Source organism: Salinimicrobium xinjiangense DSM 19287 (assembly GCF_000423585.1).
Taxonomy (GTDB): domain Bacteria; phylum Bacteroidota; class Bacteroidia; order Flavobacteriales; family Flavobacteriaceae; genus Salinimicrobium; species Salinimicrobium xinjiangense.
On record NZ_KE384054.1, the window covers coordinates 202,664 to 224,512 of the forward strand.

At 41.6% G+C, this 21,849-nt stretch carries 18 protein-coding genes and 1 tRNA gene; 11 read left to right on the top strand and 8 right to left on the bottom strand.

Annotation, left to right across the window (positions count from 1 at the left end):
- Nucleotides 1-774: 774 nt before the first annotated feature.
- From proB to G564_RS0114160, 6 genes are all read right to left on the bottom strand, one after another.
- On the bottom strand, nucleotides 775-1,596 hold the full coding sequence (gene proB, locus G564_RS0114130) for a glutamate 5-kinase (protein ID WP_169578137.1): 822 nt from the start codon (nucleotides 1,594-1,596) through the stop codon (nucleotides 775-777).
- Nucleotides 1,580-2,776, bottom strand: a complete 1,197-nt coding sequence (locus tag G564_RS0114135; RefSeq protein ID WP_029038230.1) for a glutamate-5-semialdehyde dehydrogenase — start codon at nucleotides 2,774-2,776, stop codon at nucleotides 1,580-1,582. The genes proB and G564_RS0114135 overlap by 17 nt, the downstream gene beginning before the upstream one ends.
- 132 nt (nucleotides 2,777-2,908) lie before the next feature.
- On the bottom strand, nucleotides 2,909-6,361 hold the full coding sequence (locus tag G564_RS0114145; protein ID WP_029038231.1) for an efflux RND transporter permease subunit: 3,453 nt from the start codon (nucleotides 6,359-6,361) through the stop codon (nucleotides 2,909-2,911).
- A gap of 1 nt (nucleotide 6,362) precedes the next feature.
- Nucleotides 6,363-7,526 carry an efflux RND transporter periplasmic adaptor subunit gene (locus G564_RS0114150; protein ID WP_029038232.1) on the bottom strand — a complete coding sequence of 388 codons (1,164 nt, stop codon included), beginning with the start codon at nucleotides 7,524-7,526 and terminating at the stop codon, nucleotides 6,363-6,365.
- Between the two features lie 23 nt (nucleotides 7,527-7,549).
- Complete coding sequence (locus G564_RS0114155; RefSeq protein ID WP_029038233.1) at nucleotides 7,550-8,911, bottom strand: TolC family protein; 1,362 nt, start codon at nucleotides 8,909-8,911, stop codon at nucleotides 7,550-7,552.
- Nucleotides 8,908-9,516 carry a TetR/AcrR family transcriptional regulator gene (locus G564_RS0114160; RefSeq protein ID WP_029038234.1) on the bottom strand — a complete coding sequence of 203 codons (609 nt, stop codon included), beginning with the start codon at nucleotides 9,514-9,516 and terminating at the stop codon, nucleotides 8,908-8,910. Before G564_RS0114160 ends, G564_RS0114155 begins: the two co-directional genes overlap by 4 nt.
- A 144-nt stretch (nucleotides 9,517-9,660) precedes the next feature.
- Between G564_RS0114160 and G564_RS0114165 the strand changes: the two genes are divergently transcribed.
- A complete protein-coding gene (locus G564_RS0114165; RefSeq protein ID WP_029038235.1) occupies nucleotides 9,661-10,635 on the top strand; it encodes a polyprenyl synthetase family protein in 975 nt (324 codons plus the stop codon).
- Here the strand turns inward: G564_RS0114165 and G564_RS0114170 are convergent.
- Complete coding sequence (locus tag G564_RS0114170; protein ID WP_029038236.1) at nucleotides 10,632-11,168, bottom strand: hypothetical protein; 537 nt, start codon at nucleotides 11,166-11,168, stop codon at nucleotides 10,632-10,634. The two genes, G564_RS0114165 and G564_RS0114170, sit on opposite strands and share 4 nt — an antisense overlap.
- A 112-nt stretch (nucleotides 11,169-11,280) precedes the next feature.
- Here G564_RS0114170 and G564_RS0114175 point away from each other — a divergent pair, with 112 nt between their 5' ends.
- Both G564_RS0114175 and odhB read left to right on the top strand, forming a co-directional pair.
- On the top strand, nucleotides 11,281-14,076 hold the full coding sequence (locus G564_RS0114175; RefSeq protein ID WP_029038237.1) for a 2-oxoglutarate dehydrogenase E1 component: 2,796 nt from the start codon (nucleotides 11,281-11,283) through the stop codon (nucleotides 14,074-14,076).
- 51 nt (nucleotides 14,077-14,127) lie between these two features.
- Nucleotides 14,128-15,414, top strand: coding sequence for a 2-oxoglutarate dehydrogenase complex dihydrolipoyllysine-residue succinyltransferase (odhB, locus tag G564_RS0114180; RefSeq protein WP_029038238.1), 1,287 nt, complete (start codon nucleotides 14,128-14,130; stop codon nucleotides 15,412-15,414).
- Nucleotides 15,415-15,670: 256 nt separating this feature from the next.
- Here the strand turns inward: odhB and G564_RS0114185 are convergent, their stop codons facing one another.
- A complete protein-coding gene (locus tag G564_RS0114185; RefSeq protein ID WP_029038239.1) occupies nucleotides 15,671-16,108 on the bottom strand; it encodes a retropepsin-like aspartic protease in 438 nt (145 codons plus the stop codon).
- A 53-nt stretch (nucleotides 16,109-16,161) separates the two neighbouring features.
- Here G564_RS0114185 and G564_RS0114190 point away from each other — a divergent pair, with 53 nt between their 5' ends.
- The 8 genes from G564_RS0114190 to G564_RS0114225 all read left to right on the top strand — a co-directional run bounded on the left by G564_RS0114190 (nucleotide 16,162) and on the right by G564_RS0114225 (nucleotide 21,751).
- Complete coding sequence (locus tag G564_RS0114190; RefSeq protein ID WP_029038240.1) at nucleotides 16,162-16,929, top strand: TatD family hydrolase; 768 nt, start codon at nucleotides 16,162-16,164, stop codon at nucleotides 16,927-16,929.
- 50 nt (nucleotides 16,930-16,979) lie between these two features.
- Nucleotides 16,980-18,110: a 1-acyl-sn-glycerol-3-phosphate acyltransferase gene (locus G564_RS0114195; RefSeq protein ID WP_029038241.1), complete on the top strand. Its 1,131-nt coding sequence runs from the start codon at nucleotides 16,980-16,982 to the stop codon at nucleotides 18,108-18,110.
- Complete coding sequence (locus G564_RS0114200) at nucleotides 18,107-19,135, top strand: asparaginase (RefSeq protein WP_029038242.1); 1,029 nt, start codon at nucleotides 18,107-18,109, stop codon at nucleotides 19,133-19,135. The genes G564_RS0114195 and G564_RS0114200 overlap by 4 nt, the downstream gene beginning before the upstream one ends.
- Nucleotides 19,136-19,223: 88 nt before the next feature.
- A tRNA-Ser gene (locus G564_RS0114205) sits at nucleotides 19,224-19,311 on the top strand.
- Nucleotides 19,312-19,377: 66 nt separating this feature from the next.
- A complete protein-coding gene (locus G564_RS0114210; protein WP_029038243.1) occupies nucleotides 19,378-20,178 on the top strand; it encodes a MotA/TolQ/ExbB proton channel family protein in 801 nt (266 codons plus the stop codon).
- A 19-nt stretch (nucleotides 20,179-20,197) separates the two neighbouring features.
- Complete coding sequence (locus tag G564_RS0114215; protein ID WP_029038244.1) at nucleotides 20,198-20,635, top strand: hypothetical protein; 438 nt, start codon at nucleotides 20,198-20,200, stop codon at nucleotides 20,633-20,635.
- A 6-nt stretch (nucleotides 20,636-20,641) separates the two neighbouring features.
- Complete coding sequence (locus G564_RS0114220) at nucleotides 20,642-21,250, top strand: ExbD/TolR family protein (protein ID WP_029038245.1); 609 nt, start codon at nucleotides 20,642-20,644, stop codon at nucleotides 21,248-21,250.
- Between the two features lie 18 nt (nucleotides 21,251-21,268).
- Nucleotides 21,269-21,751, top strand: a complete 483-nt coding sequence (locus G564_RS0114225; protein WP_029038246.1) for an ExbD/TolR family protein — start codon at nucleotides 21,269-21,271, stop codon at nucleotides 21,749-21,751.
- Nucleotides 21,752-21,849: the final 98 nt, after the last annotated feature.

Genomic DNA, 21,849 nt, shown 5'->3' on the forward strand with positions numbered 1-21,849 from the left:
AATATTTTACAATTTCTTCGTGTTCTTCTTTTTTCACTTTGTGCTCTTCGTGTGAAATTTGTCTCATGCTGGCGCGGATTTGTAATCCGTGCCGATTTTAAACAACTGCGCCTCTGTGAAATTTACCTATATGTTGTCCCTACGGGACAATGATTCAGGAGGCGATTTTATTTTCTACCCATATTTTATCCCTACGGGACATGATTCGCTTATCTGCGTCCTCTGCGATTATCCTTTGCGGCTGCGTGAAATTTGTCTCAGGTTGGCGCGGATTTGTAATCCGTGCCGATTTTAAACAACTGCGCCTCTGTGAAATTTACCTATATGTTGTCCCTACGGGACAATGATTCAGGAGGCGATTTTATTTTCTACCCATATTTTATCCCTACGGGACATGATTCGCTTATCTGCGTCCTCTGCGATTATCCTTTGCGGCTGCGTGAAATTTGTCTCAGGTTGGCGCGGATTTGTAATCCGTGACGAAATATAACTCTTTCCTACGGGGACTGTCCAGAAGCTGACCTACGGGACAAAAGCAGAATGGGAATGTGGTGCCTGGAAACTGGGTTTGGGATTTGGTGCCTGGAATTTCGGATTTGGCTCCATTTTGAAATCTGGGTATTGGAATTTTGTCACCTTTTGGTGCTTGGTGCTTGGCCCTCCTTCGCTGAAGCTTCGGCGGGTAAAAATTTGGTGCCTGACCATTTGGTGTTTACAAAAAAAGGCTGCACATCTCTGCACAGCCTTTTCATTTATAAATAAACCTTCAGGTTTCTAATGATGGATCCTGGTAAATTGCACCTTGTCCTCAATGGCATTCAGAATGAAATTATCATCTAGTCCATTAACAATCCAGGTTTCGATCTTCGCTTTTTGAGTGATCTCGGCAGCTGAAACTTTTGAGCTCATTCCGCCGGTACCATGAGTGGATTTTGTCTCACTCATCACCTCTTTTTTAAGGGCATCAAGGTCGCTTACCTTACGAATGGTCTCCGGAGTTTTAGCTTCAATTGAACCTTTTTTGTAGACTCCGTGAGTATTGGTCGCGATGATAAATAGATCTACATCCAGCAGAGCTGCGGTTTGTGCCGCAAGATTGTCATTGTCTCCGAACTTGATCGCGTCTGTAGACGAAGTGTCATTTTCATTAATGATAGGAATGTAATCATTCTCGATCAAAACATTTACGGTGTTAACGATATTCTGCCTCGATTCTTCATTACTAAAGTCGTTTGGCGAAAGCAAACACTGCCCTATCAATAATCCCAGTTCCCTGAAATTTTCCTGAAAAATACGCATCAGGTGAGGCTGACCAATAGAGGCCAGAGCCTGCTTTACGTCAATATTCTCCCCACTGCGTTCCAGGTTTACGAATTGTTTGGCCACAGCAACGGCACCGGAGCTAATGATCACGAATTCGTATTTATCCTTTAAAGTGGCGATCTGCCTGCCTATATCTTCAATTTTTCCTCTTGAAATGTGATCGGTTTCTTTGGTTAGTGTATTAGAACCTAATTTTAATAGTATCCTTTTCTTCTTCTTTGGAGTTTCCATTTCTATATTATTCTGTTCTAAAATTTTATCTAGTTTGTCCATTTCCGTGTATATACCATTTATTGGTTACTAAATGCTGCAGACCAATAGGTCCACGCTGGTGTAGTTTATCTGTACTAATAGCGAGTTCTCCACCAAGTCCTAACTGTCCGCCATCAGTGAATCGTGTGGAGGCATTGTGATAGACCGCTGCATTGTCCACATTTTCCATGAAATGTTGTGCAGTTTTATCATCTTTCGAAATTATAGATGCTGAATGTCCACCCGAATATTTATTGATCTTCGCAATAGCTTCAGTTGTTGAATCCACCTCTCCTATAAGAGCCTTATAATCCAAGAACTCTTCGTACCACTCATCTTCATTCTCTACAGGTCGGCTGCCATTCATATTCTCCAATGATCTGTCTGCAATGATCTCCACATTATTGTCTGAAAGGGCTTTTTGAAGCTCGCTTAGAAATTCTTCCTTATTAGGAAGTTCTGAATTAATGAGGATCTTGTCAACTGCATTACAGGCGGAGATCTTTCCGGTTTTACCGTTAAGGATCACATCGATTGCAATATCTGTGTTGGCGTTTTTGTCAACATAGACAAAATTATTTCCGCGGCCGCTAACGATAACCTGGGCAGAGGAGTTCTCTTTAACAAATTTAATAAGTCGCTCGCCACCTCTTGGTACCACAAGGTCGACCCGCTGATTTGGGTTAGCCAGGAATTCCTGCGTCTGCTTTCTGTCAAACTGAAGGTATTCCACCCACTTCGGAGAAATGTTATTTTCCTCAAGAGCTTTATGCCACAATTTCACGATCTCCAGGTTGGAATTAAGGGATTCCTTTCCGCCTTTTAAAAGGATCTTATTTCCCGATTTAAAGGCGATCCCTGCTGCTTCAACAGTTACATCGGGACGGGATTCGTAAATGATCATCACTGTCCCAAAAGATGCAGTTTTGTTGTAAACCTGCATTCCGTTGTCATGCTTAAAGCTGAATCTTTCCACTCCCACAGGATCTTCCTGAGAAGCTAAATGTTTTAATGAAGCGACCATTCCTTCAATTTTGGAATCATCTACCTTGAGACGGTCTTCCATGGCCAGATCTTCACCCGAATAAGAGTCGAGATCTATTTTATTTGCTTTTAAAATGTTGTCTTTTTCCTTTTCCACAAGATTTGCCATTGAGATCAAAACGGCGTTACGTTCATCAATGGTTAACTGAGTGTTCATTCGTTGAATTTTAATTAATATTAAATTTTACCTGTGCATAGTGTCCAAACACTTTGCCATAGTCCGGAATAAAAATAAAAACCTCCGGAAAATCCGGAGGTTTCAAAAATATAAGGTCTCAAAAATGCCATTTTAGGAAAGTCTTCTTTCTCTTCTGTTTCGCATTCTTACCCTGCCCCGGTTAACCAGATAAAGCATAGCCGGTACTACGACAAGGGTAAGGAAGGTTGCAAAGATCAACCCGAAGATCACCGTCCACGCCAATGGCCCCCAAAAAATCACATTATCTCCTCCAATATAAATTTGAGGATCATAATCTGTGAAAAGGGAGAAAAAGTCAATGTTTAAGCCTATTGCGAGTGGAATTAGACCTAAAACTGTCGTTATGGCAGTTAAAAGTACCGGCCGCAATCTTGACTTACCACCTTCCACGATCATTTCAAAATACTGGCCTTTTGTCAGCAAATCCTTATCATCAAGTCCCAGGCTGTCCTTTTTGCGGTCAATTAGTATCTGCGTATAATCTACCAGAACAATGGCATTATTCACCACAATTCCCGCAAGGGAAATAATTCCCATCATGGTCATGATGATAATGAAATCCATCTGGAATATAACAAGCCCTAAAAAGACTCCCGCGAGCGAAAGGAAAACAGCCATCAGGATGATCAAAGGCTTCGGAATGGAATTGAACTGGGCTACCAGAATCAGAAGAATTCCGCCAAGTCCAATTAAAAGGGCCTTCAGCAAAAAGGACATATTCTCCTGCTGTTTCTCCTGCTCTCCTGTAAATTCCAGGGAGATATCCTGGGGCATATCGTAGGAAGCAAGTTCGGTTTGCAGTTGCTCCACGATCGCATTGCCATTATAACCTTCAAGAACATTGGAGTAAAGGGTGATCACCCGTTTAAGATCCTTTCTTTTAATGGAACTAAAAGCGGAAGTCAATTCAGTTTTTGTGACCGAAGAAATTGGAACCTGCACAATATTTCCGGTGTTCTGATCCTTAAAAGTAATGGGCTGATTGAATAAAGCATTTTCATTATACCTGAAATCTTCATTGAACCTCACATTAATAGGATAATCCTCGTCTCCTTCCTTATAGGTGGAGATCTCTTCCCCATAGATTGCCCGGCGCAGGGTTTGTCCCACTGCACCTGTTGATACTCCGAGCTGCCCGGCTTTCACCCGGTCTACACTAACATTTAGTTCGGGTTTGGATTTATTGACATCGATCTGTAATTCCTCTATCCCGGGAATATTCATTTTCTGAATGAAATCTCGCAGGTTTTCGGCTGTGATCAACATCTGCTCGTAATCCTCTCCTTTGAGTTCAATATTGATAGGATATCCTACGGGTGGGCCTGCAGCGTCTTTTTCTACAATTACAGATGCTCCCGGTATATCCTGAACAGCATTTCTAACTTCAGAAAGTACGTGGCTACTTCTCACACCTCTACGATCCTTGAATTCCCGCATGGATAAGGTCACTTTGCCCTTGTGGGGCATGGCATTCTGTTGCCCGCCGTCTGTCTGCGGATTCCCGGCACCCTGTCCTACCTGAGAGATGGCGGACTCGACCATAAAATTATATCCGTCTTCATCTTCATATTGTTCAATAACTTCATAAACCTGTTCTTCAATTTGTTTGGTAACCTCATTGGTTCTTCTAATATCGGTACCTTCAGGCAATTCGATATAGGTGATGATCTGGTTTGGTTCATTTTCAGGAAAGAACAAAACCTTCGGCTGAACTATTCCCACAAGAACGAAGGAGATGATCAACATAGTTAGCGTTCCGAAGAATACCAGATAGGAGTTCTTTCCACGCAGACTATATCTAAGCGTTGATTCGTACTTCTTCTCCAGTTTCTTCAGAGCCCGGTACTGGAAAAAGTCTACCCAGGGGCTAAGGAAATATTTGTAAGCCCACAACAGGATTGCTGCGAGTATGGAAAGATTTCCAATAGCTCTAAGGCTTCCAAAATCGAGAATAAAGCCTGCCACTAAGAGTATAACCCCTGTACCGGCAAGTACTGCACTAATACGGATAAGTTTTTTCTTCGTGAGCTCTTTTTCCTCTGTCTTCATGTATTCAGAAGTCAGCATGGAATTGATAATAAGTGCCACGAACAAGGAAGAGCCCAGTACCACCGAGAGCGTGATTGGAAAATAGATCATGAATTTTCCAATGGTTCCCGGCCAGAGACCAAGGGGGAAAAATGCTGCAAGGGTAGTTGCGGTAGAGGCAATTATTGGCCAGGCAATCTCGCCCACTCCCTGTTTTGCCGCTTTAATTCTTGGCACTCCCTGGTCCATAAGGCTGTAGACATTCTCCACGACCACAATCCCGTTATCCACAAGCATTCCCAACCCCATTACCAAAGCGAAAAGCACCATCGTATTAAGGGTGAATCCTATGCTTGACAGAATAATAAAAGACAGGAACATAGAAAGCGGAATCGCAAATCCTACAAACAAAGCATTCCTGAAACCTAAAAAGAACATAAGAACTACCACAACCAGGATGACCCCAAAGATGATGTTGTTCACCAGGTCATCCACCATATTTTCTGTAGTGGTTGACTGGTCATTTGAAAATGTGATACGAAGGTCTTCGGGTAGATAAGTTTCCTGTTCGGCTTTTACGATTTCTTTGATGTCATTGATCGCTTCGATCATGTTTTTTCCACCACGCTTCTTGATGTCCAGCATGACAACCGGTTCTCCAAATTCACGGGCAAAAGTTGTTGGCTCCTGCTCCTGGAATCTTATTTCGGCAATATCCCTTAAAAAGACATTTCCATCTTCCCTTTTTACAATCACGTTCCGCAGCTCATTTGGATCTGTGACCTCGCCCAGGATACGAATATTCTTCTGGATCCCGCCGCTTATAACATTTCCTCCCGAGATGGTCTGGTTCTCCATACTTACCGCACTAACGATGTCCTGGAAACTGACTTTTGATGCAGTCATCTTGTAAATGTCAACTGCAATTTCCACCTCTTTTTCTTCGGCGCCACGAACCGATGCTTCTTTTATCTGCGGAAGTAGCTCTATCCTGTCCTGCAGGTACTCGGCATATTCCTTTAGCTTCTGCACAGGATAATCTCCCGTAAGGTTGACGTTGAGAATAGGCATTTCTTCTGAAATGTTCAGGTCGAAAACATTGGGTTCCACCTTTGCACCATTATCCAGGGTAGGCCAGGTAGTTGCTGCTTTTTGCTGATCTACCTTATCTTTTACCTTTTGCTTGGCAGCATCTATAGTAATGTCTTCGTCAAATTCAACGATCACCAGTGAATAGTCCTGAAGCGTTGTAGACGAGATATCCTGAACCCCCGCAATATTGTTAAACTCCTGTTCGAGAGGTTCAGTTATGAATTTCTCCACATCTTCGGCCGAGTTTCCAGGGTTGATGGAGCTTACATAAATCTTGGTCTCTATGACTTCGGGGAATGATTCCCGCGGCATGCTGTAATATGACATCAATCCACCCACGAAGATGATGGCAATGATGACATACACCGTCATGCGATTTTCTATAGCCCAGGAAGAAAGTTTAAAATCTTTATCTAATTTCATTTTAGTTCTGCTTTGCGATCTTTACCTGTTCTCCTTCCTGTATGCTGCGGGCACCACTGGTGATGACCAGCTCGCCGGCCTGTAATCCCGAAAGTATCTCTACAGAGTTATCATAAGACCTGCCGGTTTCCAGGATCCTTCTTTCGGCTACACCCGTACTGTCTGTTTGTTTGGTTACGACATAAGCCACATTTTCTCCTGCGGAATTTTTCAGGATCACATTTTCGGGTATGATGATCGCTTCTTCTGAAGTGTAATCATTAAGCTTTACTGTAGCTATAAGATTAGGTTTTATCTGCTCGTTATTGGAAGGCACCGCCACCTGTATCTCAAAAGTCCTGTTGTTTGGATTTACAAAATTCCCCACCTGTCTTACCGTGCTTTCAAAGGAAGTGCCCGTTGCAGCGATCTCGACCATTACCTCTGTACCTTTTTTTATACTTCCCAGGTAGGATTCCGGTACTGCTGCACTTATGTACATATCAGAAAGATTAATGAGACGGAATAACCTGCTTTGCCCCGGGGCCACTACTTCTCCCTGTTCTGTGAAGATCTCATCTATTACTCCGCTAAAGGGAGCTCTTACTACTGTTTTTGCTAACTGACTACGCAACTGGTCAACCGAATTCTGCATGGCTTCATAGTTGGTTTTTGCTTCCAGGTACTGGATCTCACTACCTATATTTTGTTCCCACAGACGCTGCTGTCTTTCAAAGGTTGTTTTTGCAAGTGCCGCCTGTGCTTCCAGTTGTGCAAGCTGGCTGCCTAATCCTCCTTCGTCAATTCGTGCCAGGATCTGGCCTTTTTGAACCCGGTCTCCCTCGTTTACATTTACATTAAGAAGTACTCCTGAAAATTCAGGATAAATAGTGATGTTTTGTTTTGTCTCCACATCACCCGGAAGCTCAACATAATGCTTGAACAGGGAATCTTTCACCTGTCTCACACTAACAAGAGAGAATTTTGTATCTGTATCCAGTTCTTCAATGGCTGCATCGAGTTGAGCGATCTTTGAGGTAAGTTCGCTTTGTTGTGCACTTAATTCTGCTTTTTTAGCTCTTATTTCGCTAAGGTTTCCTTTTTCTATGACCTTCTCAACAGAATCTTCTTTTCCGCAGGAAACCAGAATTAGGAAACTTATAATTAACAGGCTTATCTTTTTCATTTTTTGATGATTCATTTTTGTCATTAGTCTTTTTCAGAATATGTTTTCGTACTCAGCACGTTTTCCAATTCCACTTTAGCATTTATTACTTCAAGCATAGCCTGCAATACATTCTGCTGGGCTGTATAAAGTTGTCTTTGAGCTTCACTTAATTCAAAGCTGCTGGCGAGACCCTCAAAAAATTTGATCTGGTTCTTGTTCTCGATCCTTTCGGCCAGCGCCAGACTTTCCTGCTGTGCTTCATAATTCTCCAGGCTGAATCTATAATCGGCTTTGGCAGCATCTATTTCCAGAGAAACCCTGTTTTTTGTTTCCTCAAGGTCTAACAGGGCCTGCTCATATTCAAACTGCATTTGCTTTGTCCGGGAGTTTCTCATGCCACTGCTAAAGATGGGTATGTTTAGGCTCACTCCTAAGATAGATTGCTGAAAATATTCCTGGTCTTCATTAAAGAAAGTAAAGGCGTCACTGTGACCTGTGGTTCCGTAGTTCAGGAATCCCGTGAGCTGTGGTAGTGCTTTTGCTTTTTCAAGTCTCACAAAAATGCGGGCAGCCTCTGCGGAATTTTCAGCTATGCGCACATCAATATTCTCCTCCACCGGAATACTTTCCTGCAATAATTGAAGGTCATAAAACTGAAGGGCAAGAGTATTAAGGTCATCTGTGGGAATAACCGGTCTCTCTACCGGTATTCCCATTGCCATATTAAGAAGTTGATAGGATATTTCCAGCATACGGCGGCTGCGGTTGAGATTGTTGTCAAGACTAAGACGGGTGATCTTAAGCTGTTCCACATCTTCCTCTTCGGCAAGACCGTTTTCAAAGATCTTTTGAGTGTCGTTAAGATTTTTGGTGACATTCTCCAGGTTATTCTCAAGAATTGAAATGCTTTCCCTGGCCATTAGCACGTTACCATATGCGTTGATAACAGCCTTTTTTACTTCGAGATCGGTCTTTGTTTTAGCATTTTTGGAGATTTGTAATAAGGTGCGGGCAGATTGTACACCAACAATGTAAGAACCGTCAAAAATGAGTTGTGACCAGGTTGCTGTGGCGCTGAGGTTTTGTTGGGTGCCAAAACGCACGGGTACAAAAGTCCCCGGATCACCGCCGGCAATTTCCCCCGGAATGAGTGTAACAGGTTGTTTCAGGAAATTCTGGTAATCCACATTGGCATTGATCTGCGGCAATCCCTGTGAAATGATCTCCCACTTTTGAGAAAGTGCTTTCTCTACCTCCTTTTCAGACCTGATCGATGAATAATTATTTTCCAGTCCCAGGGCAACGGCTTCTTCCAGGGAAAGACTAAGAGGAGTTGTCGCGGGGATTTGTGCCAGTGTTTGTAAGCACAATAGGCCGGTGATAATAAAAATTAGATTTTTCATTTTGTAATTCCGGATTTTAACAGGGTTTCCAGTTTTTTAAGTCCTCTTGGGGTTACTATTGCTCTTAAATGATATTCGAGATGCATTTCTGTGAGTTCATTCATTGAAAATTCACCTTCGGCAAAAAATTCCCGGTCCTTAATTCCAACAATACCTATAAAATAGATACGGCTGATGAACTCCACAGGTAAGTCACTCCTGTAGACTCCTTCCCTGATCCCATTTTCGAGATTTTCTTTGGTTAGTCCTTCAAGAATATTTTTCTGTTTTTCCCTAACGGTTGAATAGATCTTTGGATAATATTTTTGAAGTTGATATTGAGGAGAAGATTTTTCATCCTTTAGATGTTGACAGGCAAAATCCTTGATCTGAAAAAGTTCTTCAATAGGATCATTGTTCTCATTTCTAATACTCTGTATGCCGGTAGAGATCTGCTCAAAGACATAGAAAGCAGTCGCTTCTATCAGTTTAGTTTTGGTAGGGAAATGGGCGTAAATGGTCTTTTTGGAAATACCCATCTCTCCCGCGATCTCATCCATGGTAACGCTTTTAACCCCGAAGGTGAGAAATAATTCTGCGGCTTTGGATAGTACTTGCTCTTTCACTTTTCTGAAAATTTAAGGCGTGCAAAGATACAAATGGAAACTTAAAAAACAATTAAAGTTTCCGTAGTTTTTAATTTTCATTTCTTAGGTTCCAAAAAGGCCGGATTTTCTTCCTGTTTTGGTATTTTAGCGCAAAATTTTTTTATGCTCCCATTAGAACAATACCGCCGGGAATTTGATAATTACCTTTCCCAAAAGCTTGTAAAGCAGGAACCCGTAAATTTGTATGATCCCATGGTGTATATACTCAGCCTGGGAGGGAAGCGGGTAAGACCTGTGCTGGTGCTAATGGCAGCGGAGATTTTTGGAAATGATCACAGAAAGGCACTGGATGCGGCCCTGGCAATAGAAGTATTTCACAATTTTTCGCTGGTCCATGATGACATCATGGACGATGCTCCTTTGCGCAGAGGGATGCAGACGGTTCATGAACGCTGGGACATTAATACCGGAATCCTTTCCGGAGATGCCATGTTGATCAAAGCTTACCAGTTATTTGAAAATTATGAAGGTGAGACTTTTCGAAAACTGGCAAAACTGTTTTCCAAAACTGCAATAGAAGTCTGTGAGGGGCAGCAATACGATATCGATTTTGAATCCCGGGAGAATGTGAGTATTGAGGAATATCTCAGGATGATCGAGTATAAAACCGCTGTTTTAGTAGGAGCTTCATTGAAAATGGGGGCTATTGTGGCTAATGCTTCCGACGAAAATGCTGACAAGATTTATGAATTTGGTCGCTTGCTGGGAATCGCTTTTCAATTGCAGGATGATTATCTGGACGCTTTTGGGGATCCCAATACTTTCGGAAAACAAGTGGGGGGTGACATTATAGAGAATAAAAAAACCTTTCTTTATCTTACCTCTCTTCAAAAATCAGCTTCAAATGAAGCAGTACAACTGGAACACCTGTATTCCATAAATCCGCCAGATCCTTCAGCAAAAATAGAGACTGTAAAAGGCCTTTTTGAAACAAGTGGTGCTGCAGAACTCACCCGGATGGAAATTAAGAAGTACACACAAAAGGCCTTTGATGTGCTGGAAGAGCTGGAGGTAGATGAGGAGCGAAAAAAGGTTCTCTACAATTTTGGGAAAGGATTGATGGACCGGGAGGTTTAAAAATAAATACTCACAAAAGGCATAAAGGCATTGGCATAAATGCTTTTGTTGCTGTCATATAAGACATCATATCTAATCCCCACCGTTACCGGACCGGTATTATATCCAAGCCCGAAAAAAAGAGCGGGATACCAGTAGGAATCACTCAAATTTGAGCCATCGAGCTTAAAATCACGGGAAACATAATGTTCTTCAAACTCTGTAGAAAGTTGTATTGCCCGTATAGGCCTTAGTAGCCCAATGATACTTCCCCCGGCAGTATAGGTGGTGTAACGCGAGGTGTTATTATATGATCCTGCCAGTCCTACTCCTGCAGAGGTGTAGCGGTTAAAATCATAAATGGCTTTTGGGGCAAGAAATCCGCTGAAATATCCGTTGCTGAAATTAGCCCCCAGGCTTCCGCCGAATCTTACATTTTCCCAAAAAGGGGAATTGGGCACTCCCGCATCCTGGGCAAGAAGTTGGTTTTGAGAGAAATATATTATGGAAATGACAAGAAAAAACGTTTTATTAATGCTAAACAAGAAGTTCATGATGTTAAAAGTTTTCGAAGTATAAGGTAAATATATTAAATGCTTCGGTGCTTCTTTTTTAAAAATTGTACTTTTGTAACGTTTACAATTTAGAAACAGGTAGTTTCAACTTATGGATAAATTTTCATTTTTAAATGCCGCACATACAGCCTATTTCGCTGATCTTTACGACCAATATCTTCAATATCCCGATAGCGTAGAACCCAGCTGGAGAGCCTTTTTCCAGGGATTTGATTTTGGTCTTGAGACTTCAGGGAATGGACAAATCTCTACACCACATCCCGAAAACGGGGAGCCGGTAGAAATTTCAGATTCGGTCCTGAAGGAATTCAGGATTGTGAAATTAATAGATGGTTACCGTACCCGTGGTCATCTTTTTACAAAAACCAATCCTGTAAGGGAGCGAAGAAAATACAGCCCAACTCTTGATATTCAGAATTTCGATCTTGAGGAAAGCGATCTTGATACCGTTTTCAACGCCGGGGAAATTCTTGGCCTCGGGCCATCCACATTACGGCAGATCATCGAGCACCTGCAAAAGGTCTACTGTGATTCCATTGGTGTGGAATATATGTTTATTCGCAAACCGGAACAGGTAAAATGGATTCAGGACAGGCTTAATGTGAATGAAAATCAGCCTGCATTCAATGCCGATCAGAAAAAACACATTTTAAAGAAACTAAATGAAGCAGTTTCTTTTGAGAATTTTCTTCATACCAAATATGTTGGACAGAAACGTTTCTCTCTGGAAGGAGGGGAAAGTCTTATTCCTGCACTTGATGCCATTATTGAAAAAGCAGCCGATCTTGGGGTGAAGGATTTTGTGATGGGAATGGCTCACCGCGGAAGATTAAGCACCCTTACCAATATCTTTGGGAAAAGTGCGAAAGACATTTTCACTGAATTTGACGGAAAAGATTATGAAGAAGATATTTTTGACGGGGATGTCAAATATCACCTCGGCTGGACTTCCTGCCGTACTACAGATAACGGTGAAGAGATCAATATAAATATTGCTCCCAATCCTTCGCACCTGGAAACCGTAGGTGCCGTAGTTCAGGGGATCACCCGCGGGAAACAGGATCGTCACTACAAGGATAAAACACATGCGGTACTCCCAATTATCGTACATGGTGATGCGGCCATTGCAGGACAGGGAATTGTTTACGAAATCGTTCAAATGTCACAGCTGGAAGGTTATACTACCGGCGGTACAATTCATATAGTAGTAAACAACCAGGTAGGTTTTACAACCAACTATCTTGATGGGCGTTCTTCAACTTATTGTACAGATGTTGCCAAGGTGACCAAATCTCCCGTGCTGCACGTTAATGCCGATGATGCCGAAGCAGTTGTGCACGCTGTATTATTTGCGCTTGATTTTAGAATGGAATTTGGGAAAGATGTTTTCATTGACCTTTTAGGATATAGAAAATACGGGCATAACGAGGGGGATGAGCCGAGATTTACGCAGCCAAAGCTTTACAAAGCTATTGGGGCTCACCAAAATCCGAGAGATATTTATGCTGAAAAACTGAAATCTCAGGGGGTGATCGATGATGGTTATGTTGAAAAGCTTGAGAAAGAATATAAGGCTAAACTCGAGGAAAATCTGGAAAGTTCCCGAAAAGAAGAGACAACAAGGATAACCCCTTTTATGCAGGATGAATGGGAGGGATTTGAACATGTAGATGAATCCCGCATGGTGGAACCGGTAGATACCACTGTTGACATGCAGGTGTTAACCGAAGTTGCCGAGGCAATTTCCCAGCTTCCCGAAGACAAGAAATTCCTGAGAAAAATTAAGAAACTTATAGAACTGCGGCATACCATGTTCTTTGAGAACAACAGTCTTGACTGGAGTATGGCCGAATTGCTCGCCTACGGAACTTTGATCAAGGATGGTTTCTATGTTAGAATGAGCGGTCAGGATGTGGAAAGGGGAACTTTTTCCCATAGACATGCTGTTGTTAAGGTAGAAGACAGTGAAGAAGAAATTATCCTGTTGAATAATATTAAAGGGACTTTTTGTGATACCAAACAAGGGTCTTCCTGCGACCTCAAGATCTACAATTCATTATTATCTGAATATGGAGTTGTAGGATTCGATTACGGTTATGCTATGGCAAGTCCAAATTGCCTGACCATTTGGGAGGCACAATTTGGAGATTTCAGTAATGGAGCCCAGATCATGATCGACCAGTATATTTCTGCCGCCGAAGATAAATGGAAGCTTCAGAATGGGTTGGTAATGCTCCTGCCTCATGGGTATGAAGGCCAGGGAGCAGAGCATTCTTCAGGAAGAATGGAAAGATATCTTCAGCTTTGTGCAAAGGATAATATGTTTGTAGCCGATGTAACTACCCCGGCCAATATGTTCCATTTGCTAAGAAGACAAATGAAGGTAAATTACCGGAAGCCGCTTATTATTTTCACTCCAAAGAGTTTGCTGAGACATCCTAAAGTGGTTTCTACCAAAGAAGAATTCGCAAACGGAACATTCCAGCCGTTAATTGATGACGATACAGCAAAAGCAGATAAGATCAAATCCCTGGTCTTCTGTACCGGTAAATTCTATTATGACCTACTGGAGCGCAGGGAAGAACTGGAGCGGGACGATGTAGCTTTGGTAAGATTAGAGCAACTGTTCCCTTTACCGCAAAAACAAATAAAAGAGGTTTTGTCTAAATATAAAAATGCAGATGATGTAGTTTGGGCACAGGAAGAACCGAGAAACATGGGCGCATACAGTCATTTGTTATTACATTTGGAGGAAGCAAAAAGCTTTAGAGTGTGCAGTAGGAAATTCTATGGCTCTCCTGCTGCAGGTAGTTCTGTGAGATTCAAAAAACGACACGAAAAGGTGATTCAGTCTGTTTTTGACAAAAATACTGAAGTAACTGTTTAAATTTATAAATACGCGGCCGGTCTAAACCGGTTTTAAATAAAAAAAGATATCATGGCTTTAGAAATGAAAGTCCCTTCTCCGGGAGAATCAATTACCGAAGTAGAAATCGCCCAGTGGCTGGTTTCAGACGGAGATTATGTAGAAAAAGATCAGGCAATTGCCGAAGTTGACAGCGATAAGGCAACTCTGGAGCTTCCGGCAGAAGCAAGCGGTATCATTACCCTTAAGGCAGAAGAAGGTGATGCTGTAGCTGTGGGACAGGTGGTTTGTTTAATCGATACAGATGCACCAAAGCCCGGAGGTGGCGATAAAGATTCTAAGGAGGTCGTTAAAGAAGAGAAAGAGGCAACTTCTGCTAAAGAAGAGGAGCTGGAATCTGCGGAAAAGGACAATGAAAAAGCTGAAGCTAAAACTGAAACTCCTTCAAAGCCGGGTACTCCTTCTCAAAAACAGGATACCTATGCTACCGGAAGTCCTTCACCTGCAGCAAGGAAAATCCTTGATGAAAAAGGAATGGACGCAAAATCTGTTAAAGGCACAGGGCGTGATGGCAGAATTACCAAAGAAGATGCATCTAATGCCAAACCTTCTATGGGTACTCCCGGAAAAGGCAAAAGAGGAGAGGAGCGTAAGAAAATGTCAATGTTGCGCCGCAGAGTTGCAGAGCGTCTGGTAGATGTAAAGAACGAAACTGCCATGCTAACTACCTTTAACGAGGTGGACATGTCGGCTATTTTTTCCCTTCGCAAGCAGTATAAAGAAGAATTTAAAGATAAACATGGCGTGAGCCTTGGGTTCATGTCTTTCTTTACTCTTGCAGTGGTAAGGGCTCTGGACCTTTATCCGGGAGTAAATTCCATGATCGATGGTGATTATCAGGTCAAATATGACTATAAGGATATTAGTATTGCAGTATCGGGACCAAAAGGATTAATGGTTCCTGTATTGAGAAATGTGGAGAATATGAGCTTCCGGGGAGTGGAAGAGGAGATCAAACGCCTCGCAATAAAAGTGCGTGACGGTCAAATTACTGTTGATGAAATGACAGGAGGTACATTTACCATTACCAATGGTGGGGTATTTGGATCTATGTTATCAACCCCAATTATTAATCCTCCACAAAGCGCAATTCTTGGTATGCACAACATTGTGGACAGGCCTGTAGCTATTGATGGTCACGTAGAGATTCGTCCTGTCATGTATGTGGCGCTGTCATATGACCACAGAATCATTGACGGTAAAGAATCTGTGGGATTCCTGGTTGCAATCAAAGAAGCCCTTGAAAATCCTGAAGAGCTGTTGATGGACAATGATATTAAAAGAGCTTTAGAGCTATAAATTTAGAATTGCTGAAAATAAAAGAGAGGCAATGATCTAATGATTATTGCCTCTCTTTTTGTTCCAAATATTTCTAGTATGTAAGGAATGTGTAGACATTCAATACCAGTACGAAAATAATGAACAGTGCCAATAAAGCCGGAAGCACCGGCAGGTGTTTTAGGTCTAAATCATTCATAGCGGTAGATTTTTTGGTTACCCTTAAGATCTGAAAACTATGAATGAGATGAAATGGGTAGAAACCCCCATTTTTATATTATTTCAGGTACAGGTTCATTGTTTTGTAATCAATAATGGCTTTTCCTTTCTTTAGGATGTCTGCACCAATGATCCCCTGTACTTTTTCTGCCTTGTGTTTTACCAATGCGTCGTTCACATGCCTGAGATCAAAAAGAACAAGATCTACTTTTTTCTTTTTCCAGCCTTTTATTTCAATATTGTTCTTCTGCGCGATTTGAGTCATCATATCTGTGGCACCTGCACCGGCAGCTTTAATGTCGCTGTCTTCGGCCAGAAGTTCGAAATGAGAAATAGCCTCCAGACCTACGCAGGTGCTGGAAGCCCCGGTATCCAGAATGAAGTTCCCTTCTATTTTATTGATCTTTGCCTTTAGTTCAAGATGTTGGGTTGCAGTATAGGTTAGGGGAATTTTTGTATATCCTTTTTCTTTAAGTAACTTTTTAAGCGATGCCATTCTTTTCCTTTTTTGGCAAAGATAGGTGTATAAAATAAATTATTTTTGCGTTTATGACAATTACAGACACTCATGCACATCTTTATAGCGAAGCTTTTGAAGAGGATCGCGAAGAGATGATAAACAGGGCTCTTGATGCCGGCGTTTCAAGATTTTTTATTCCGGCTATAGATTCAGAATATATAGATGCCATGTATGATCTGGAAAGAAAATTTCCGGAGCAAATATTTTTAATGGCAGGTCTGCATCCCACACATGTAAAGGAGAATTTTAGAGAAGAGCTGGCAATAGTGGCCCGGCAACTGGAGGAAAGAAAATTTTATGCAGTAGGGGAAACCGGGATAGATCTGTATTGGGATAAATCTTCTCTTAGTATTCAACAGGAGGCTTTTCAATATCAGATCCAGCTTGCTAAAAAATATAAATTACCTGTTGTGATCCACTGCCGGGATGCCTTTGATGAAGTATTTGAAGTGCTGGAACGGGAGAAGGGGGAGGACCTTTCTGGAATTTTTCATTGTTTTACCGGTACCTACGAGCAGGCGCAACAGGCCCTTTCCTATAATCTTAAACTTGGGATTGGGGGAGTGGTAACTTTCAAAAATGGGAAAATTGATAAATTCTTAGACCAGATCCCATTAGAGGAGATCGTTCTGGAAACAGATGCTCCTTATTTAGCGCCGGTACCTTACCGCGGAAAACGAAATGAAAGTTCCTATCTTATTGAGGTTCTCAATAAAGTTGCCGAAATTTACGGCATAACTCCAAAAGAAATATCAGATAGGACTACACAGAATTCCCGGGAGATTTTCGGGATATAGCTGATAAGTGCTTATAATTTCGTTTTTTTGCTAACCCTAATGAAGATACAGTGACAAATTACGATGATATTCGGTTTTATGAGGATTCAGAAGTGCAGAAGGCCTTAAAGGATTATATAAAACATCCAATGATCAAGAGCCTGTTGCAGTATACCTTTCCGAATGTTGCTTTTGAAAAGATAGAGGAAAAGGTTTTATCCTGTAATTCTATTCGTGATTTCCAGACCAGGATCATTTACCACACCGTACAAAAGGTTCTGAGCAAAAGCTCTGAAGGACTTTCATATTCAGGCTTTGACCGTCTTAAAAAAGAAGAAAGCTACCTCTATATTTCCAATCACAGGGATATTGTACTGGATACTTCCCTGCTGAATGTTGTCTTATATGAGTCCGACCTCAAAATGACAGCTTCAGCAATTGGAGATAATCTTGTTCAAAAACCTTTTTTACTTGCCCTTTCCAGATTAAACAGGAATTTCCTGGTCAAGAGAGGTTTGGGGCCGCGTGAAATGCTAAAAAGTTCCCAGAAGCTTTCAGAATATATCAGAAAATTGCTCGTGGAAGAGAAACGTTCTGTCTGGATGGCACAACGGGAAGGAAGAACCAAGGACGGTAATGACCACACACAACAGGGAGTTTTGAAAATGCTTGCCATGGCAAGGCAGGATGATTCAATGGCCGAATATTTTGCAAAACTAAAGATAGTGCCTGTGGCTATCTCCTACGAATTTGATCCCACAGATGTTCTAAAATTACCTGAGATCCTGGCAAAGAGAATGGAAACCATTTACATTAAATCGGCCAATGAAGATTTTAAGTCAATCTTAAAAGGAGCTTTAGGGAATAAAGGGCGTATTCACCTTACGGCCGGGGAACCTGTGAGTGCAGAAGATCTTTATGAGATTGAAAGAAGCGCGGGTTCTGTTAACGAGCAGCTTCAGAATTTAACTGCCAGTATTGATCGCAGGATCCATAAGAATTATAAGTTATGGCCGTCAAATTATATTGCTCTTGACCTGCTTAACGGCAGCAGTATGTTTAAGGAGCATTATGACACCAAACACAAAAGACAATTTGAAAGAAGATTGACCCGCAGGGTGGATTTTAAAAATGCGCTTGAGGTTAACAGCTATCTATTAATGTATGCCAATCCGGTAATTAATCAGAAAAACCTCAAATGAAAACCAGTGCCAACATCCTTTTGATCTATACCGGGGGAACTATTGGTATGGTAAAGGATTTTGAGACGGGAGCTTTAAAGGCATTTAATTTTGATGAATTGCTTCAAAATATCCCTGAGTTAAAGCTGTTGGAGCATTCTATAGAGACCGTTAGCTTTGAAAAGCCCATTGATTCTTCAAATATGCGGCCGGCTTTTTGGCTTCAAATCGCCGAAATGATCGAAGAAAGATATGAGGATTATGATGGATTCGTGGTTTTGCACGGCAGTGATACCATGTCTTACAGCGCTTCTGCTCTTAGTTTTATGTTTGAGAATCTCTCAAAGCCAATAATTTTTACCGGTTCACAGTTACCTATAGGGGATCTGCGAACAGATGCAAAGGAAAATTTAATTACCAGTATACAGATTGCAGGTTTGCAGAGACATAATAAGCCTGTCATTTCTGAAGTATGTCTGTACTTCGAATACAAGTTATATCGTGGTAACCGGACTTCAAAAATTAACGCCGAGCATTTTCAGGCTTTTGCTTCTCCTAATTATCCGCCTCTGGTTAACTCCGGCGTTCATTTGGCAGTGAACGATAATGCGCTCTGGAAGCCTAATAACAGGCGAAAAATGAAGCTGCATACAGGTTTGAACGATGAAATTGCGTTGATAAAGATCTTTCCCGGGATCAACAGAAGTCTGCTGGAACATATAATGGCAAAGGAAGGTCTTCAGGGAGTTATTCTGGAGACCTACGGCAGTGGAAATGCACCGACAGAAGAATGGTTCGTAAATTTGCTGAAGCAAACTATTTCCCGGGGTGTGGTGATAGTAAATGTTACCCAGTGTATTGGAGGCAGCGTGTCAATGGGTCAATATGAGACCAGTACACAGTTAAAAAAGATAGGTGTTATTTCGGGGAAAGACATAACAACAGAGGCGGCTGTGGTGAAAATGATGTACCTTTTAGCCAAGGACCTTTCTCCAAAAGTTTTTAAAACAATTTTCGAAACATCCTTAAGAGGAGAAATGTCTTAAAAAATAAGGCGGTTACTTGACCGGCGTATTATTTTTTTCGTTATTTGGCAACTTATTGAAAGCAGCTTCTGCTTAGTGATAGACAAATAGAGAGGTGGCCGAGTGGTCGAAGGCGCACGCCTGGAAAGTGTGTATACCCCACAAGGGTATCGAGGGTTCGAATCCCTTCCTCTCTGCTAGTTTTATTTGAATAAATATTTATATCTTTAACCCGTTAACTAATTAAATTAAGACAAAAAGTAATGAAAAGATTATTTTCAATTTTGGTAATCGCTACAATTATGGTGTTCGGAGCCGTAAATGTTAATGCGACTAATAACGTGAATGCCCTGCCGGCTACCATGATGAACTTCGTGCAGGATGATGCTGAGGCTATGGCCGAGGAAGCAGAAACCGAAAGTGTAGGTTTTCATCAGGAGTTAAAAAGACGTTTTATTGAAGGTGGTCCCGGCTTTATGGGGATTGTTCTTCTTTGTTTGATCTTAGGTTTGGCGATTGCTATTGAAAGAATTATATACCTTAACCTTGCTACTACCAATACAAAGAAATTGGCACAGGATGTTGAGGATGCCCTTAACACCGGTGGAATTGAAGCTGCAAAGGATGTTTGTCGCAATACAAAAGGTCCTGTTGCTTCTATTTATTACCAGGGTCTGGACCGTGCCGATGAGGGAACTGAAGCTGCAGAAAAAGCAGTAGTTGCCTATGGTGGAGTTCAAATGGGTCTTTTGGAGAAAAACGTATCCTGGGTTTCTTTATTTATCGCTCTTGCACCTATGCTTGGGTTCATGGGAACGGTAATTGGTATGATCGAAGCCTTTGACAGAATTGAAGCAGCCGGAGATATGCAGCCTTCACTTGTTGCAGGAGGTATTAAGATCGCACTTCTTACTACGGTATTCGGTTTGATCGTGGCTATTATTCTTCAGATCTTCTACAACTATATCATCGCTAAGATCGACCGTATCGTGAATGACATGGAAGATGCTTCTATCACTTTGATTGACATCCTTGTAGATTACAAGAACAAAAGAAGAGTATAACAATTACCAATAATTTATTATGACCTTACATAAAATTTTAAAATATCTTGCGCTCGTCATTGGAGTGGTGGGCCTTATCCTTTGGGGAAGGGTTCTCATGGCCGGTGATGATGCTATAGAAAGTTCTGCCGACGTACAGGCGAGTGTGGTGACACCATTTCTTTATGTAGCATATCTGGTATTCGCTGTTATCGTTCTTCTTGTATTGTTCTTTGTTATTAAAGGATTGTTCTCAGGGAACATCAAAAGGACCCTAATAGCAGTAGGAGCGTTTCTTCTGGTTATCGTTGTGGCATATTTATTGACAGACGGTACAGAGACTCAGTTAAGTGATGGTACCATGTTATCGGCAAGTGCGAACCACTGGGTAGGTGCGGGTCTTGTGACCTTCTATATCCTTGCCTCTATTGCAATTTTGCTGATGGTATTATCAGGAATAAGAAAACTTATAAAATAAACTAGTATGGCCAGACGATCCTCACCCGAAGTAAATGCCGGTTCCTTGGCCGACATCGCCTTCCTGTTATTGATCTTCTTTCTGGTGACTACAACTATTGAAACAGATAGTGGTATTAGCCGAAAGTTGCCACCAATGCAGGATGAAAATGTTGAACCCCCTGTTATAAAAGAAAAGAATATTTTTCAGGTTATCGTTAACAGGAACAACGATTTGCTTGTTGAAGACGAGCTTATGGAGTTAAAAGACCTGAGATCTGCCGCTGTAGCCTTTTTGGACAATGGTGGAGGTGTTGGACCCGAAGCTTGTGATTATTGTCAGGGAGCAGGAGATCCTACCTCATCAGATAACCCGACTAAGGCCGTTATCATGTTGGTAAATGACAGGCAAACAGAGTATGGAACCTATATTGCAGTTCAAAATGAACTCGTAGGGGCTTATAATGAACTTCGTGATCGCTCTGCCCGAAGACTATTCGGAAAGTCATTTCAGCAAATGGAAGCTGACTTTAAAGACGTGAGATATACCGGCAACAAAGACAGGCTTAAAGAACAAATCGAACAAGTGAGGGATATGTGGCCTCAGAAGCTTTCTGAAGCAGATCCTAAAAACTAATCGCGAAAAATATAGATTATGGCAAAATTCAATAAGAAAAAGAGTAGTGAACTGCCCGCGATCAATACTTCGTCTTTACCCGATATCGTCTTCATGTTACTTTTCTTCTTCATGGTGGCTACCGTAATGCGTCAGAATACTTTGAAAATTCAAAACGTATTACCTTATGCAGATCAGGTAGAGAAGTTAGATAAGAAGGACCTTGTGATGTACATATATGCCGGGAAACCAAGCCCAAGGTATAGACAAAGCTTTGGTTCTGAAGCACGTATTCAGCTAAACGATAATTTTGCGGAAGTATCCGATATTCAACAGTTTATCTATTCTGAAAGAGAATCGAAAAGAGAGGAGCTTGTTCCTTTCCTTACTACAGCACTCAAAGTTGACCATGAAACCAATATGGGGCTTGTATCCGATATCAAGCTGGAATTGAGAAAAGCTGAAGCGCTTAAGATCAATTATACCACCCGTACCGGTGATGTTGGACAAAACTTTGAATAATAATTAATTCATTACTTATATATCCCCTTTCAACTCTGTTGGAAGGGGATTTTTTTTGAGGAAAAGTTCCTTTACCTTTATTCTCAATTATACTGCTT